Annotated in this window: 6 protein-coding genes; 1 reads left to right on the forward strand and 5 read right to left on the reverse strand. The window is 72.7% G+C overall.

What is annotated here, in order from left to right:
* Position 1 precedes the first annotated feature (1 nt).
* The 3 genes from ACZ52R_RS29865 to ACZ52R_RS29875 are packed head-to-tail and all read right to left on the reverse strand — an operon-like array spanning position 2 to position 2,895.
* Positions 2 to 1,258 (reverse strand): beta-ketoacyl-[acyl-carrier-protein] synthase family protein, encoded by a 1,257-nt coding sequence (locus ACZ52R_RS29865; protein WP_465623395.1) that lies wholly within the window; start codon positions 1,256 to 1,258, stop codon positions 2 to 4.
* Entirely contained in the window at positions 1,255 to 1,680 is a 426-nt protein-coding gene (locus tag ACZ52R_RS29870; protein ID WP_360503320.1) for a cupin domain-containing protein, read from the reverse strand. The genes ACZ52R_RS29865 and ACZ52R_RS29870 overlap by 4 nt, the downstream gene beginning before the upstream one ends.
* 39 nt (positions 1,681 to 1,719) lie before the next feature.
* A complete protein-coding gene (locus ACZ52R_RS29875) occupies positions 1,720 to 2,895 on the reverse strand; it encodes a SchA/CurD-like domain-containing protein (protein ID WP_465754470.1) in 1,176 nt (391 codons plus the stop codon).
* A gap of 207 nt (positions 2,896 to 3,102) precedes the next feature.
* Here ACZ52R_RS29875 and ACZ52R_RS29880 point away from each other — a divergent pair, with 207 nt between their 5' ends.
* Positions 3,103 to 4,824, forward strand: coding sequence for an FAD-dependent oxidoreductase (locus ACZ52R_RS29880; protein WP_465754471.1), 1,722 nt, complete (start codon positions 3,103 to 3,105; stop codon positions 4,822 to 4,824).
* A gap of 64 nt (positions 4,825 to 4,888) precedes the next feature.
* Here the strand turns inward: ACZ52R_RS29880 and ACZ52R_RS29885 are convergent, their stop codons facing one another.
* Together ACZ52R_RS29885 and ACZ52R_RS29890 are read right to left on the reverse strand one after the other, a co-directional pair.
* Positions 4,889 to 6,550 carry an APC family permease gene (locus ACZ52R_RS29885; protein ID WP_465623398.1) on the reverse strand — a complete coding sequence of 554 codons (1,662 nt, stop codon included), beginning with the start codon at positions 6,548 to 6,550 and terminating at the stop codon, positions 4,889 to 4,891.
* Positions 6,551 to 6,912: 362 nt separating this feature from the next.
* Positions 6,913 to 15,528 (reverse strand): amino acid adenylation domain-containing protein (locus tag ACZ52R_RS29890; protein ID WP_465664230.1); only part of this gene is annotated, 8,616 nt, incomplete at its 5' end.

A 15,528-nucleotide genomic window follows, 5' to 3' on the forward strand; every position in this document is an offset into this window, starting at 1 on the left:
CTCACCCCGTTCTGTTGAGCACGACGGCGGACTGGAATCCGCCGAATCCGCTGCCGACCGAGAGGATGTGGCTCAGTGGCAGCTCGCGCGCGGTGCGCGGCACGTAGTCGAGGTCGCACTCCGGGTCCGGAGTCTCGTAGTTGGCGGTCGGCGGCACGACGCCGTGGGCGAGCGCCAGGGTGCAGGCGACGACCTCGATGGCGCCGATCGCGCCGAGCGAGTGCCCGACCATCGACTTGATCGAGCTCATCGGGGTCTCGAAGGCGTGCCCGCCCAGCGAGCGCTTGACCGCGGCGGTCTCGTGCCGGTCGTTCTGCTTGGTGCCCGAGCCGTGCGCGTTGACGTAGTCGACGTCGGTGCGGTCGACCCGGGCGTGGGCGAGCGCGTGGTCGATCGCCCGGGACATCTCCAGCCCCTCCTTGGTGAGGCCGGTCATGTGGTACGCGTTGCCGAAGGTGGCGAAGCCGCCGACCTCGCCGTAGATCCGGGCGCCGCGGCGGCGGGCGTGCTCCAGCTCCTCCAGCACCAGGACGGCGCCGCCCTCGCCGAGGACGAAGCCGTCGCGGTCGGCGTCGAAGGGGCGGGAGGCGTGCTGCGGGTCGTCGTTGCGCTCGCTGGTGGCCTTGATGGCGTCGAAGCAGGCGACGGTGATCGGCGAGATCGGGGAGTCGGAGGCGCCCGCGATGCAGATGTCGGCGCGGCCCTCCTCGACCGCCTGGAAGCCGTAGCCGATCGCGTCCAGGCCGGAGGTGCAACCGGTGGAGACGGTCTGCACCGGGCCGTGCGCGCCGTTCCGCTCGGCCACCGCGGAGGCGAGCGTGCTGGGCGCGAACGCCCGGTGCAGCTGCGGCTCCGCCTGCCGGTGGTCCACGTCCCAGCGTGCGCCGGCGGCGCTGACCAGGGCGTAGTCGTGCTCCAGCCGGGTGGTGCCGCCGACGGCGGTGCCGAGCGAGACGGCGATCCGCCACGGGTCCTCGGCGGCGAGGTCCAGGCCGGCGTCGGCGACCGCCTCGTCGGCCGCGACCATCGCGAACTGGACGTAGCGGTCGGCCCGTTGGACGTCCTGCGGGCTCAGCCCGTGGGCCGCCGGGTCGAAGTCGACCTCGGCGGCGATCCGGGAGCGGAATCCGGTGGGGTCGAAGAGCGTGATGCCCCGGGTCGCGGTGCGGCCGGCCGTGAGGAGGTCCCAGAACGCCCGGACCCCGACCCCGCCGGGCGCGACCACACCGACCCCGGTGACGGCGACCCGCCGCGTCACGAGGCCACCTTGGCGTGTTCCGGCGGGCCGGACGCGGCGGACTCCTCGGTGGTCACGTGGCCGAGGTCGGGGCGCGGGGCGAGCGGGCCGAGGTGGAAGACCATCCGGGCCTCGGTGTCGCCGACGTTGCGGAAGCGGTGGCGCATGTTGATCGGGATCATCAGGCCCTGGTCGGGCTTGAGCGGATGGGGCTTCCCGTCCAGGTCCACCTCCAGCTCGCCGCAGACGACGAACACGAACTCCTCGGAGTAGGGGTGGTAGTGCTCGCCGATCCGCTCGCCGGGCTTGACGATCGCCAAGCCCATGAAGCCGCTGGTCGCCCCGCAGCTGGTCGGGGTGAGCATGGTGCGCAGCTCCGCGCCGTGCCGGCGGTTCTCCGGAGCCTCGTCGACGTTGACGATCCGTGGGTACTGCGTGGTCATGGTGGTCTTCCTCCGGTGCAGTCGGGAGTTGACGGAGCGTCAGTTGCCGCGGGGGTCGCTCGAGCGGCGGTCGGTGACCGGGTTCATGGCGCGGGCGGCGAGGAACGCGGTGAGCCCGGCGACGGTGCGCAGGTCGCCCTGCGGGCCGAGGTCGAGCAGCCGGGCGAGGGTGGCCGCCTCCTGGTCGTCCGCCACGCCGAGGGCGGCCGCCGGGTCGGCCTCGGCCGGAACCCGCAGGTCGACCAGGCGCACCACCACGTCCTCGCGCTGGAAGACGGTGGCCGCCGCGACCGGCCCGGTCGGGTCGGCGGTGGCCATGTTGTCGTGCTCGGCCAGCAGCTCGGCCACGGACCGCCCGTGGCCCGGACGGATGGGGTAGAGCACGGCGTGCCGGTGCAGCCGTCCGGAGGCTGGGGAGCTGGCGATCGCCTGGTGCGTGGCGGGCAGCGCGGCCTTGGCGAAGAAGGCGCGGGCGGCCTGCGGGTCACCGAGCTGGCGGGCCTCCTCCAGGTACGGGTTGATCGCCTCCTCGACGGCCCGCACCTCGGGCTGCATCGCCACGTGGCGCAGCGCGTCGCCCAGGTTGCCGACCACCTCGACGGCCCGCACCACCCGGTTGCCGTGCATGAACAGCGAGGTGCGCTGCAGCCGGGTGTGCTCGTCGACCTCGGCCCTGGGGGAGGCGTAGCCGGAGAGGATCCGCGCCACCTCGGGCTCGCTGCCGGGCTTGACGGTGAAGGTCAGCGCGTGGCGGACCACACCGTCCGGGCCCGGCTCGGCCTTCGGCGGGCCGACGTGGCCGGCGGGCGTGGTGGGCGGCAGCCCGGGCGGCACCTCCATCGGGGCCCGGGTGCCGGTGGTGCCGGCCGCCGAGGTCTCGCGCAGGACGGCGTAGCGCAGTGACCGGAAGTTGTCGCTGACGCAGCCGTGCATCGGCTTGACCATCTCGCGGTGGGCCGGGCTGTCCACCCACTGCAGGAAGGTCTCCTGGTCCTCCCACTCGCTGGTGATCAGCCACTGGCGCGGGTCGTTGATCGACTGGCACAGCTGGTCGCTGACGTGGCCGGGGACCGAGGCCACCTGGTGGCGCAGCTGTTCGTAGACGTCGAGGAAGCGCTGCTGGGCGCCGTCCTGGATCTCCAGCATCAGCACCACCCGCAACCGGGTGTCGGACTCGGCCTGCTGCCTCGGCTGGGGTTCGGACAGAGTTGTCATGATCCACTTTCTGCTCTTGGCCGCACGCTGCGGGCCGTGTCGGCCGCGCCCGGCGGGTGCTCCCCGGCGTGGGAAGGCGGTGCGACGGCGGTCGGCCCGGGCGGTCGGCGCCAGGCCTGAGGTCGATCGTGGGCGGCGCACAGGGTGCGGCGCGAGATTTGCGGGCCATCCGGGCGAAGGGGCGGCACAGGGGGCCCCGGGCGGGGGATGGAAGAGCGGGGCCCCCGGCTGAGCGGGCCCGTCGAGGGCGGCGCCGAGTCCAGTCTTCGGGCCGCCGGATCCCCTGACAGGGTGGAGCAATTGATGAATCCGAAGATCGACGACCGGGTGCCGGTCCTGATCGTGGGCGGCTCGCTGGTCGGGCTGTCGGCCTCACTCTTCCTCGGCCGGCTCGGGGTCGGACACCTGCTGGTCGAGAAGCACGCCGACACCTCGCATCACCCGCGCGGCCGAGGCAACAACATCCGCACGATGGAGCTGTACCGGGTGGCCGGGATCGAGCCGGCGATCCGCGAGGCGGCCTCGGTCCTCGCCCCCAACCACGGCATCCTGCAGGCGCCCTCGCTGACCGGCGCCGAGCAGGAGTGGCTGTTCCGCGAGATCGACCCGGGCGGCCGGCTGGCCCGGTTCAGCCCCAGCTCGTGGTGCCTGTGCAGCCAGAACGACCTGGAGCCGGTGCTCCTGCGGGCGGCCCGCGACCTGGGCGGGGACGTGCGGTTCAGCACCGAGCTGGTCTCCTTCGAGCAGGACGCCGACGGCGTGACCTCGGTGCTGCGCAGCCGGGAGAGCGGCGAGGAGCGGGTGGTGCGCTCGGAGTTCCTGATCGCGGCGGACGGCCCGCGCAGCCCGGTCCGGGAACGGCTGGGCATCGGCCGGACCGGCAAGGGCGAGCTGTTCCACAACGTCAGCATCACCTTCCGGGCCAAGCGGCTGGCGGAGGTGGTCGGCGACCGGCACTTCATCGCCTGCTACCTGACCAACCCGGAGGCGGACGGCGCGCTGCTGCCGGTGGACAACCAGGAGGAGTGGGTGTTCCACGCGCCGTGGCACCCCGAGCACGGCGAGCCGTTGGAGGCCTTCACCGACGAGCGCTGCGAGCGGCACATCCGCACCGCCGTCGGTCTGCCGGAGCTGGACGTCGAGGTGACCGGCCGGGCGCCCTGGCACGCGGCCGAACGGGTGGCCGAGCGGTACGGCGCCGGGCGGGTCTTCCTCGCCGGGGACTCCGCCCACGAGATGTCCCCGACCGGCGCCTTCGGCTCCAACACCGGCATCCAGGACGCCCACAACCTGGCCTGGAAGCTCGCTGCCGTGCTGTGCGGCTGGGCCGGGCCGCGGCTGCTGGAGACGTACGGGCAGGAGCGGCGCCCGGTCGCCCAGGTGACCAGCGAGCGCGCCTCGGCCCGCTCGGCCGAGCACAGCCACCCGGGCTACGCGGTGGTGCCGGGCGTCGGGCGGCAGGCCGGGGTGCTCGCGGTGGCGCTCGGTTACCGCTACCCGGTCGGCGCGGTGATCGGCACCGACCGGGCGGGCGCTGTCGTCCCCGAGCAGTTCGAGTCGGCGGGCGAGCCGGGCAGCCGCGCCCCGCACCAGTGGCTGCTGCGGGCGGGCGTGAAGCTCTCCACGCTGGACCTGTACGAGCAGGCGATGGTGCTGCTCACCGGCCCCGACGGCGCGGCCTGGCACGCGGGCGCCCGGCGGGCGGCGGACAAGCTGGCCGTCCCGCTGGACGCCTTCCGGATCGGCGACGGTGCCGAGGACGACCTGGCCCCGGAGCCGGGCACGGACTTCGCCGCCCTGCACGGCATCGGCCCGCAGGGCGCGGTCCTGGTCCGCCCGGACGGCTTCGTCGCGTGGCGCTCGTCCGGTCCGGCGCTGGACCCGGAGGCCGAGCTGGGCACGGTGCTGCGGACGGTGCTGGGCCTCTGAGGCATGCGGAAGGGCCCGCCGGTCGCTCGACCGGCGGGCCCTTCCTGGTGGTCGGGGGCGGGGGTCAGTGGCCGCCCGCGTCGATCACCTCGACGTCGGCGACCTCACGCTCGATCTCCTCGGCCGGCAGGGCGACCCGGATCGCCCAGTAGTAGATGCCGAGCGCGAACACCGCGACGAGCGCCATGTCGTACCACATCGGGATCAGGCCGGTGCCGTCGCCGAAGCCGCCCTGCCAGGAGACCAGGCCCAGGCCCAGCAGGTAGACCGGCAGCCACTGGGCGGCCTTCCAGTTCAGCCGCGGCGCGTTCGCCAGGCCCTTCTTGATCGCGTACACCGCGTAGCCGCCGAGCAGCAGGTAGCCGAGCACGATCGCGATGCCCAGGCGGGACAGGATGTGCCAGCCGGACCAGTAGATGATCAGGCTGGAGACCACGAACGCGGCCGGGGAGATCACGCCGCCCAGCGGCAGCCGGTAGGAGCGCTCACGGTCGGGCAGGCGGCGGCGCAGCGCGCCGAAGGCCAGCGGGGCGCCGGCGTACATCAGCACGCTGGCGGAGGTGATGAAGCCGACCAGCTCCTGCCAGCTCGGGAAGGGCAGGAAGCAGATCACGCCGGTGATGAAGGAGATGATCAGGCCGAACCACGGCACGCCGTTCTTGTCCAGGTGCTCGAACTTCTGCGGCGCGTAGCCGTTCTTGCTCAGGCCGTAGGAGATGCGCGAGGTGGAGGTGGTGTAGATCAGGCCGGTGCCACCGGGGGAGATGATCGCGTCGGCCTTCAGGATCCAGGCCAGCCAGCCGAGGCCGACCAGGGTGGCGAGACCGGCGAAGGGGCCGTCGATGCCGGGGAAGTCGAGCTTGTCCCAGCCGTTGGCGAAGGCGCTGACCGGCAGTGCGCCGATGAAGACGACCTGCAGCAGGGTGTAGATCATGGTGCCGATGGCGACCGACCCGAGCACGGCGCGGGGGATGTCGCGCTTGGGGTTGCGGCTCTCACCGGCGATCTGGATGGCCTGCTCGAAGCCGAGCAGCGCGAAGATGATGCCACTGGAGCTGATCGCCGCGAGCACGCCCTTGGCACCGAACGGGGCGAAGCCGTGCGAGGTGAAGTTCGAGCCGTGGAAGCTGGTGATCGCCAGGATGAAGATCGTGAACAGCGGGACGAAGATCTTCAGCCAGGTGGTGGCGGTGTTGGTCCGGGCGAGGGCCTTCACGCCGAGGAAGTTGACGGCGACGAAGACGCCCATCAGCAGGGTGGCGACGATGAACCCGCTGGTGGTGAGGGTGCCGTTGGTGTTCTGGAGCCCACTGGCCCAGGGCATGTCCTTCGCGTAGCCGATCATCGCCTCGACCTCGATCGGCGCGACGGTGGCGGCTTGGAGCCAGGAGAACCAGCCGAAGGACATGCCGGCCAGGCCGCCGAAGGCGTAGTGCGGGTAGCGCGCGGTGCCGCCGGCAACGGGGAAGAGCCCGCCGAGCTCGGCGTGCACCAGTGCGAGGAGCACGATGGCGACCGCGCCTATGCCCCAGGAGATGACGGCCGCCGGTCCGGCGACGACGACGCCGTTCTTGGCGCCGAACAGCCAGCCGGAGCCGATGATCGAGCCGACCGAGGCCCACATGAGGCCGACGAGGCCGATGGAGCGGTTGAGCGACCGGGTGGTGGTGCCGGATTCGGTGCCGGTGCTCTGCCCGGGCGGCGAGATCTGGTTGAGGGAAGCCATTGGCGATCTCTCTGTGTGTGGGGGCTCCGGGGTGGGCGGAGCGCGGAGAGTTGCCACACAGTAGGGCTATTCATAGACCTCTGCACAGATTTCATTACTGAATGTTTACTTTCTTTGCCGGATATCCGTGCTGGTAGGAGGCATTCTGTTCAGTTGTCTGTTACGTTACCTGTGGGTAGGTCCAGGATTTGAGCGTCGATTGAGCTTCGCTCCGCGAGCCTGCAATATGGACACCCTCGGTGATTCATGGAAATGGCGATCCCCGCATAGCGATGCACGGGAAGGCGGCAGCCGCGGTGACCGGGCCGGCTTCTCCGGCGTCGGTCACCGCGGCTGCGGGGGTGCGGGGGTGCGGGGGTGCGTCAGGCGGTGGCGTCCCGACCGGCCAGCCAGGCCGCGGTGAGGTCCCAGACCTGACGCAGGGCGTCGGGTCGGGCCATGTCCTCGTGGCGGCAGTCCAGCGGGTGCTCGGTGAGGTCGCCGGTGATGTGCGGCGTCCAGACGTCCCGGTGCGGGACGCCCCGCCCGCGGTCGTCCCGGGCCGACACGAGCAGCGCGTCACCGTCGAAGCGGCGCGGGCGGTGCGCCCGCAGCAGACGGAAGTTGTTCGCGATCACCCGGGAGGCGGTGGCGAGCTCCTCGGCCGTCAGCTCGATGGACAGCGTGCTCTGGTCGATGAGCTCCTCGAACCCCTCCGGCTCGGTGTCCTCGGCCGGCTCCGCGCCTGCGGCCGGGCGGGTCGGGAGGTGGGCGTCGAGCAGCACCAGGGCGGCCACCCGCTCACCGGCCTCCCGCAACTGGGCGGCGATCTCCTGCGCCACCACGCCACCGAAGGACCAGCCCAGCAGGTGGTACGGCCCGGCGGGCTGGACGGCGCGCATCCGCTCGACGTACTGCGCGGCCATCTCCCGGATCGATCCCGGCAGTTCACCGCCGCCGTCCAGCCCGGCGGCCTGCAGGCCGTAGAGCGGGTAGTCCGTCGGCAGGTACCTGGCCAGCGGCGAGTAGCACCAGCTCGGGCCGCCGACCGGGTGGACGCAGAAGAACGGCTCCCGGCTGCCCGTCGTGCGCAGCGGCAGCAGCAGGCCCAGCGCCTCGCGGGTGTCGGGCAGGCCGAGCCGCTCCGCCAGCCCGGCCACGGTGGGCGCGGTGAACAGCGTCTGGATGCCCACCTCGACGCCCAGCACCGCGCGGATCCGGCTGACCAGGCGGGCGGCCAGCAGGGAGTGCCCGCCGAGCTCGAAGAAGCCGTCGTCCACCCCCACCCGCGGCAGCTCCAGCACCTCGGCGAAGATGCCGCAGAGGATCTCCTCCTGCACGGTGCCCGGGGCGCGGCCGGCCGTCGTCGTGCCGTACGCCGGGGCGGGCAGGGCCCGCCGGTCGAGCTTGCCGTTGACGGTGAGCGGCAGGACGTCCAGGAGCAGGACGGCGGACGGCACCATGTAGTCCGGCAGTCGGTCGGCGAGGAACTGCCGGAGCTGTCCGGGCAGGTCCGCGCCGTCGTCCGCCGGGACCGCGTAGGCGACCAGCCGCCGGTCGCCCGGGGTGTCCTCGCGGACCAGGACGGCCGCCTGGCCGACCCGGGGATGGGCGGCGACGGTCGCCTCGATCTCGCCGAGCTCGATCCGGAAGCCGCGGATCTTCACCTGGTCGTCGGCGCGGCCCACGAACTCCAGCTCCCCGTCGGCGCTCCAGCGGACCACGTCGCCGGTGCGGTACATCCGCTCGCCGGGCTCGCCGTACGGGCAGGCAGTGAAGCGCTCGGCGGTCAGACCGGGCCGGCCGAGGTAGCCCCGGGCCAGGTTGGCGCCCGCCAGGTACAGCTCGCCGGCCACGCCCGGCGGCACCGGGCGCAGGGCGGCGTCCAGCACGTAGACCCGGGAGTTGCCGAGCGGGCGGCCGATCGACGAGGCGGCCTCGTCGGACGCCCCGGCGGATCGGACCGCCGACGGGATCGGCGCGCTGCCACGGGAGTTGACGGGCTTCCCGGTGACCCAGACGGTGGCCTCGGTGGGCCCGTACATGTTGACCGTGGCCGGGGCCCGCTCGGCCAGGCGCCGGTACCAGCCGTCGAGCCGGCTCACGTCCAGCGCCTCGCCGCCCAGCACCAGGGTGCGCAGCGGCAGTCGGGCCCGGTCGGCGTCGGCCGGGTCAGGGTCGGCGGGGTCGGCCGGGTCGGCGGGGCCGGGGTCGGCGTGGGGGCCTTCCTGGGTTGCGGCCTGAGTCAACTGGTAGAAGGCGGAGGGTGTTTGGTTGAGGACGGTGACCTGTTCGCGGAGCAGCAGGTCGAGGAAGGCCTGCGGCGAGCGGGAGGTCTCGAAGGGGACGATCACCAGGCGGCCGCCGTGCAGGAGTGCACCCCACAGCTCCCAGACGGAGAAGTCGAAGGCGTAGGAGTGGAACCAGGTCCACACGTCGTCCGGGCCGAAGTCGAACCAGTCGGCGGTGCCGGCCAGCAGGAAGGCCACGTTCTGCTGCGGGACCACCACGCCCTTGGGGCGGCCGGTGGAGCCGGAGGTGTAGATCACGTAGGCCGGGTGGGAGGGCAGCAGCGGTGCGCGGCGCTGGGCGTCCGACAGGTCGTCGTCCGCCAGGCCGGCCAGCCGCCGCTCGGTCGCCCGCTCGTCCAGCAGCACCACCGGGAGATCGGTCCCCGGCACGGCACCGGCCGTCGCCGTGGACGCCAGCACCACGGCGGGAGCGGCCTCGCCGAACACGTAGGCGATCCGGTCCGCCGGGTAGTCGGGGTCGATCGGCAGGTAGGCGCCGCCGGCCTTGAGCACCGCGAGCAGGGCGACCACCAGCTCCGCCGAGCGGTCCAGGCAGACCGCGACCAGCGACTCCGGGCCGACACCGAGGTCGACCAGCAGTCGAGCCAGCCGGTTGGCTCGGGCGTTCAACTCGCCGTAGCTGAGACGCTGTTCGCCGAAGGCCACGGCTTCGTCCTGCGGGCGGCGGGCCGCCTGGGCCTCGAACAGCTGCGGCAGCGTGGCCGGCGGCACCGGCAGCGCGGTGTCGTTCCACCCCTTCAGGATCCGGTGCCGCTCCTCGGCGTCGAGGACGTCCACCGTGCTGACCGGGGCCTGCGGGGCCGCCGTCAGCGCGGTCAGCACCCGCACCCAGCGCTCACCGATCAGCTCGACCGTGGCCCGGTCGAAGAGGTCGGTGGCGTAGGTGATGCGGGCGGTGAGGCCGGCGGGGGTGCCGGTGGGGTCGTGTTGTTCGCTGACGTCGAGTTGGAGGTCGAACTTGGCGGCCGGGGCGCCGGTGGGCAGTGCCGTGACGGTCAGGTCGGGCAGGTCCAGGACGGCTTCGGCGTTGTTCTGTACGGCGAGCATGACCTGGAAGAGGGGGTGTCGGGCCATCGAGCGTACGGGGGCGAGTTCTTCGACGAGGCGTTCGAAGGGGATGTCCTGGTGGGCGAAGGCGGCGAGGCCGGTTTCGCGGACGCGGCCGAGCAGTTCTTCGAAGGTGGGGTCGTCGGTGAGGTCGGTGCGCAGGACGAGGGTGTTGACGAAGAGGCCGACGAGGTCGTCGAGGTTTTCGTCGGTGCGGCCGGCGATCGGGGAGCCGATGGGGATGTCCGGTCCGGCGCCGAGGCGGGAGAGCAGGACGGCGAGTGCGGCCTGGAGCACCATGAACATGGTGGCGCCGTTGCTGCGGGCGACCTCGGTGAGGGCGGCGTGCAGGTCGGGGGCGATGGGCAGGTCGACCAGGGCACCGTGCTGGGTGGCGACGGGCGGGCGCGGCCGGTCGAAGGGCAGCTCCAGCTCGGCCGGGATGCCGGCCAGGGCCTCACGCCAGTAGGTGAGTTGTTCGCTGAGCAGGCTTTCGGGGTCGTGGTCGTCGCCGAGTAGGTCGCGCTGCCAGAGGGTGTAGTCGGCGTACTGGACGGGCAGGGGCTCCCATTCGGGTGCCCGGCCGTCGAGGCGCGCGGCGTAGGCGGTGGCCAGGTCGCGGGCGAGCGGACCGAAGGACCAGCCGTCACCGGCGGTGTGGTGGACCGCCAGGGCGAGCACGTGGTCCTGCGGCGACAGCGTGAACAGCTCGGCCTTGATGGGGAGTTCGCTCGCGAGGTCGAAGGTGTGCCCGGTGGTGCGGGCCAGGGCGGCGGCCAGTTCCGGTTCGGAGGTCTCGGTGACGGTGAGCCGGAAGCCGAACCGGTCGGCGGGGAGGACGAGTTGGCGGGGCCGTCCGTCGACGGCGGGGAGGAGGGTGCGCAGTGCCTCGTGGCGGGCGATCAGGTCGGCAAGGGCGGCCTGGAGGGCGTTGCGGTCGAGGTTGCCGGTGAGACGGAGCGCGGTGGGGATGTTGTAGGCGGCGCTCGGCCCGGTCAACTCGCCGAGGAACCAGAGGCGTTGCTGGGCGAACGACAGCGGGACGGTTTCGGGCCGGGCCTGGGTGGCCGTGATCGGCGGGCGGGCTTCGGTGGTGGTGTCGAGTCGCCGTGCCAGGGCGGCGGGGGTGGGTGCTTCGAAGAGGGTGCGCAGGGGGAGTTCGGTGCCGAGGGTGGTGCGGATGCGGCTGGTGAGGCGGGTGGCGAGGAGGGAGTGTCCGCCGAGGTCGAAGAAGCTGTCGTCGAGGCCGACCGAGGGCAGGCCCAGGACCTCGGCGAAGACGGTGCAGAGCAGCTCTTCGCGGAGGGTCGTCGGGGTCCGACCGGCGCCGGTCGAGTACACGGGGACGGGCAGCGCCCTGCGGTCCAGCTTGCCGTTGACGGTCAGCGGGAGGGCGTCCAGGACCAGGATCGCCGAGGGCACGAGGTACTCGGGCAGCCGCTGGGCGGCGTACTGACGTATCAGGGCGGCGAGTTCATCGTCGCTGTGGCGGTCGGTGGCGGCCGTCTTGGCGGCCGGGACGAGGTAGGCGACGAGTCGCCTGTCGCCGGGGGTGTCCTCGCGGACGGTGACGGCGGCCTGGGCGACGGCGGGGTGGCCGGCGAGGACGGCCTGGATCTCGCCGGGCTCGATGCGGAAGCCGCGGATCTTGACCTGGTCGTCGGCGCGGCCGACGAACTCGAGTTCGCCGTCGGTGGTCCAGCGGACCACGTCGCCGGTGCGGTACATCCGCTCGCCGGGCTCGCCGTACGGGCAGGCCACGAAGCGTTCGGCGGTCAGACCGGGCCGGCCGAGGTAGCCCCGGGCCAGGCCGGTGCCCGCGATGTACAGCTCGCCGGCCACGCGCGGGGGTACCGGGCGCAGCGACTCGTCCAGGACGAAGACCTGCGTGTTGTCCAACGGGCGGCCGATCGGCGGGATCGCCACCGGCAGCGGCGCGGCCGGGAGCCGGTGCCCGCTGGCGTAGGTGGTGGTCTCGGTCGGCCCGTAGACGTGCGACACCACGGTGTCCGGGCAGGCCGCCAGCACCGCCGCCATCGCGGCGGGCGAGGCCGCCTCGCCACCCGTCAGCAGCTCGCCCAGGCCGGCCAGCGCCTCCGGCTCGTCCTCGGCCAGCAGGTTGAACAGCGCGGTGGTGAAGAACGCGCCCGTCACCCGCTGTTCGGTGAGTACCGACCGGAACACCGCGGGGTCCGTCTCACCGACGGGCGCGAGCACCACCGTGCCGCCGGACAGCAGCGGCACCCACAGCTCGTAGGTGGAGCCGTCGAAGGCGAGCGGGGAGTGCAGCAGGACACGGCGGTGCGCGACCGGGTGGAACATCCGGTCGGCGGCGAGGGCCGCGACGTTGCGGTGCGTCGCCATGACGCCCTTCGGGGCGCCGGTGGAGCCGGAGGTGTACATCGCGTAGGCCACCTGGTCGGGGTGCGCCGCGACGGCCGGCGCGGTGCCGGGGAACTCCGCCACTGCCGCCGGGTCCGTGCTCAACAGGACCGCCCCGGCGGGAAGTTCGACGTCCTGGCCGAGCCGGCCGTCGGACAGCACCACTCGGGCCGAGCTCTCCCGGAGGATCTGCTGGATCCGCGCGGCCGGATACCGGGTGTCGAGCGGGATGTAGGTGCCGCCGGCCTTGAGCACGCCCAGGATCGCGACGATCAGCTCCACGGACCGCTCGCCGAGCAGCACCACTCGGCTCTCCGGGCCGACGCCGGCGGCGATCAGGCGGTGGGCGAGGCGGTTGCTGCGGGTGTCGAGCTCGGCGTAGGTGAGCTGCCGGTCCTCGTCGGTGAGGGCGACGGCGTCGGGGGTGCGGGCCGCCTGGGCCGCGAAGAGGGCGGTGAGTGACTGGGCGGGGTGGTCGGTGGTGGTGTCGTTCCAGGTGGTGAGGAGGTGGTGGCGGTCCTCGGGGGTCAGCAGGTCGATGGTGTGGACGGGGGTGGTGGGGTCGGTGGCCAGGACGCCGAGGAGGTGGGTCCAGTGGCGGGCGAGCAGTTCGATCGACGCCCGGTCGAAGAGGTCGGTGGCGTAGGTGATGCGGGCGGTGAGGCCGGCGGGGGTGCCGGTGGGGTCGTGTTGTTCGCTGACGTCGAGTTGGAGGTCGAACTTGGCGGCCGGGGCGCCGGTGGGCAGTGCCGTGACGGTCAGGTCGGGCAGGTCCAGGACGGCTTCGGCGTTGTTCTGCAGGCTGAGCATGACCTGGAAGAGCGGGTGCCGGGCCATCGAGCGTACGGGGGCGAGTTCTTCGACGAGGCGCTCGAACGGCACGTCCTGGTGGGCGAAGGCGGCGAGGCCGGTTTCGCGGACGCGGCCGAGCAGTTGCTCGAAGGTGGGGTCGTCGGTGAGGTCGGTGCGCAGGACGAGGGTGTTGACGAAGAGGCCGACGAGGTCGTCGAGGTTTTCGTCGGTGCGGCCGGCGATCGGCGTGCCGATGGGGATGTCCGGTCCGGCGCCGAGGCGGGAGAGCAGGACGGCGAGTGCGGCCTGGAGCACCATGAACATGGTGGCGCCGTTGCTGCGGGCGACCTCGGTGAGGGCGGCGTGCAGCTCGGCGGGGAGGACCAGGTCGGTGGTCGCGCCGCGCTGGGTGGCGACGGCCGGCCTCGGGTGGTCGTACGGGAGGGCGAGTTCCTCGGGCACCTCGCTCAACGCCTCGCGCCAGTAGTCGAGTTGTTCGCTGAGCAGGCTGTCGGGGTCGTGGTCGTCGCCGAGTAGGTCGCGTTGCCAGAGGGTGTAGTCGGCGTACTGGACGGGCAGGGGCTCCCATTCGGGTGCCCGGCCGTCGAGGCGCGCGGTGTAGGCGGTGGAGAGGTCGTGGCCGAGTGGGGCGAGGGACCAGCCGTCGCCGGCGATGTGGTGGATGGTGACGGTGAGGACGTGGTCGTCCGGTGCGAGGGTGAACAGTGCGGCGCGGATGGGGAGTTCGGTGGTGAGGTCGAAGGCTCGGGTGGCGGTGCGGGTGATCGCCTCGGCGAGCTCGGACTCGGTGAGCTTGTGCTCGGTGGGGTCGGACTCGGTGGGGTCGTGCTTGGCGAACTCGGTGACGGTGAGCTCGAAGGCGAGCTCCTGCGGTGCGAGTAGCCGCTGGCGGGGATCGCCGTCTCCGGCGGGGAAGACGGTACGCAGGACCTCGTGCCGGGTGATCAGGTCGACCAGGGCGGCCTGAAGGGCCTCCCGGTCGAGGTCGCCGGTGAGACGCAGGGCGATCGGGATGTTGTAGGCGGCGCTCGCCCCGGTCAACTCGCCCAGGAACCAGAGGCGTTGCTGGGCGAACGACAGCGGGACCCGCCCAGGCCGTTCGATGGCGGTGATCGCCGGTCGCGCCGCCTGGCCGCTCTCCAGGTGCCGCGCCAGCTCGGCGGGCGTGGGGCGTTCGAAGAGGGTCCGGATGCCGACCTCGATGCCGAGGGTGGTGCGGATGCGGCTGACGAGGCGGGTGGCGAGGAGGGAGTGGCCGCCGAGGTCGAAGAAGTTGTCGGTGGGGGTGACTCGGGGCAGGTCGAGGACCTGGGCGAAGACGGCGCAGAGGATTTCCTCGTGCGGGGTGGTGGGGGTGCGGTCGGTCTGGGTGGTGTAGGTGGGGGCGGGCAGGGCGCGGTGGTCGAGCTTGCCGTTGACGGTGACGGGCAGCGCGTCGAGGACCACGGTCGCCGACGGCACCATGTAGTCCGGCAGTCGCTCGGCGGCGTACCGGCGTATCCGGACGGCGAGTTCGTCGTCGCTGCGGTGATCGGTGGCGGTGGGGACGACGTAGGCGACGAGGCGCTTGTCGCCGGGGGTGTCCTCGCGGGCGATGACGGCGGCCTGGGCGACGGCGGGATGGGTGGCCAGGGTGGCCTGGATCTCGCCGAGTTCGATGCGGAAGCCGCGGAGCTTGACCTGCTCGTCGGCGCGGCCGGCGAAGACGAGTTGGCCGTCCTCGGTCCAGCGGGCGAGGTCGCCGGTGCGGTACATGCGTTCGCCGGGCTCGCCGTAGGGGCAGGCGACGAAGCGTTCGGCGGTGAGGCCGGGGAGGTTGAGGTAGCCGCGGGCCAACTGGCGTCCTGCGAGGTAGAGTTCGCCCTCCACGCCCGGCGGGACCGGCTCCAGGCGCGCGTTCAGCACGTACACCCGGGTGTTGGGCAGCGGCCGCCCGATCGGGGCCGCGACGGCACCCGAAAGCGCGTCGCTCATCACCGAACCCACGGTGTTCTCGGTCGGCCCGTAGCCGTTGATCATCGTGCGGCCGACCGACCAGCGTTCCACCAGACCCGGAGGGCAGGCCTCGCCGGCGGTCACCAGGGTCATGCCGTCCGGCAGTGCGCCCTCGGGCAGCTCCGCCAGCGCGGCCGGCGGCAGCACGGCGTGCGTCACGCGGTGCTCGGCCAGGATCTCGGCCAGCTCCTTGGCGGACAGCAGCCGCTCCTTCGGCGCCGCGACCAGGCAGGCCCCGGAGAGCAGCGCGGCGTAGATCTCCCAGGCCGCGCCGTCGAAGCTCGGCGACGCGAACTGTGGCACCCGCGAGTCGGGGCCGATCCCGAACTTGGCGATCTGCCCGAGTGCGAAGTTCACGATGGCGCGGTGGGGGATGGTGACGCCCTTGGGGCGGCCGGTGGAGCCGGAGGTGTAGATGACGTAGGCGGGGTGGTCGGGGTGGAGGGTGAG

This window comes from Kitasatospora sp. NPDC034023 (assembly GCF_055575795.1).

Coding starts and splice junctions, on each gene's coding strand:
- ACZ52R_RS29885 (WP_465623398.1), bottom strand. CDS start 6,550: ATGGCTTCCCTCAACCAGATCTCGCCGCCCGGGCAGAGCACCGGCACC.
- ACZ52R_RS29880 (WP_465754471.1), top strand. CDS start 3,103: ATGGAAGAGCGGGGCCCCCGGCTGAGCGGGCCCGTCGAGGGCGGCGCC.
- ACZ52R_RS29875 (WP_465754470.1), bottom strand. CDS start 2,895: ATGACAACTCTGTCCGAACCCCAGCCGAGGCAGCAGGCCGAGTCCGAC.
- ACZ52R_RS29870 (WP_360503320.1), bottom strand. CDS start 1,680: ATGACCACGCAGTACCCACGGATCGTCAACGTCGACGAGGCTCCGGAG.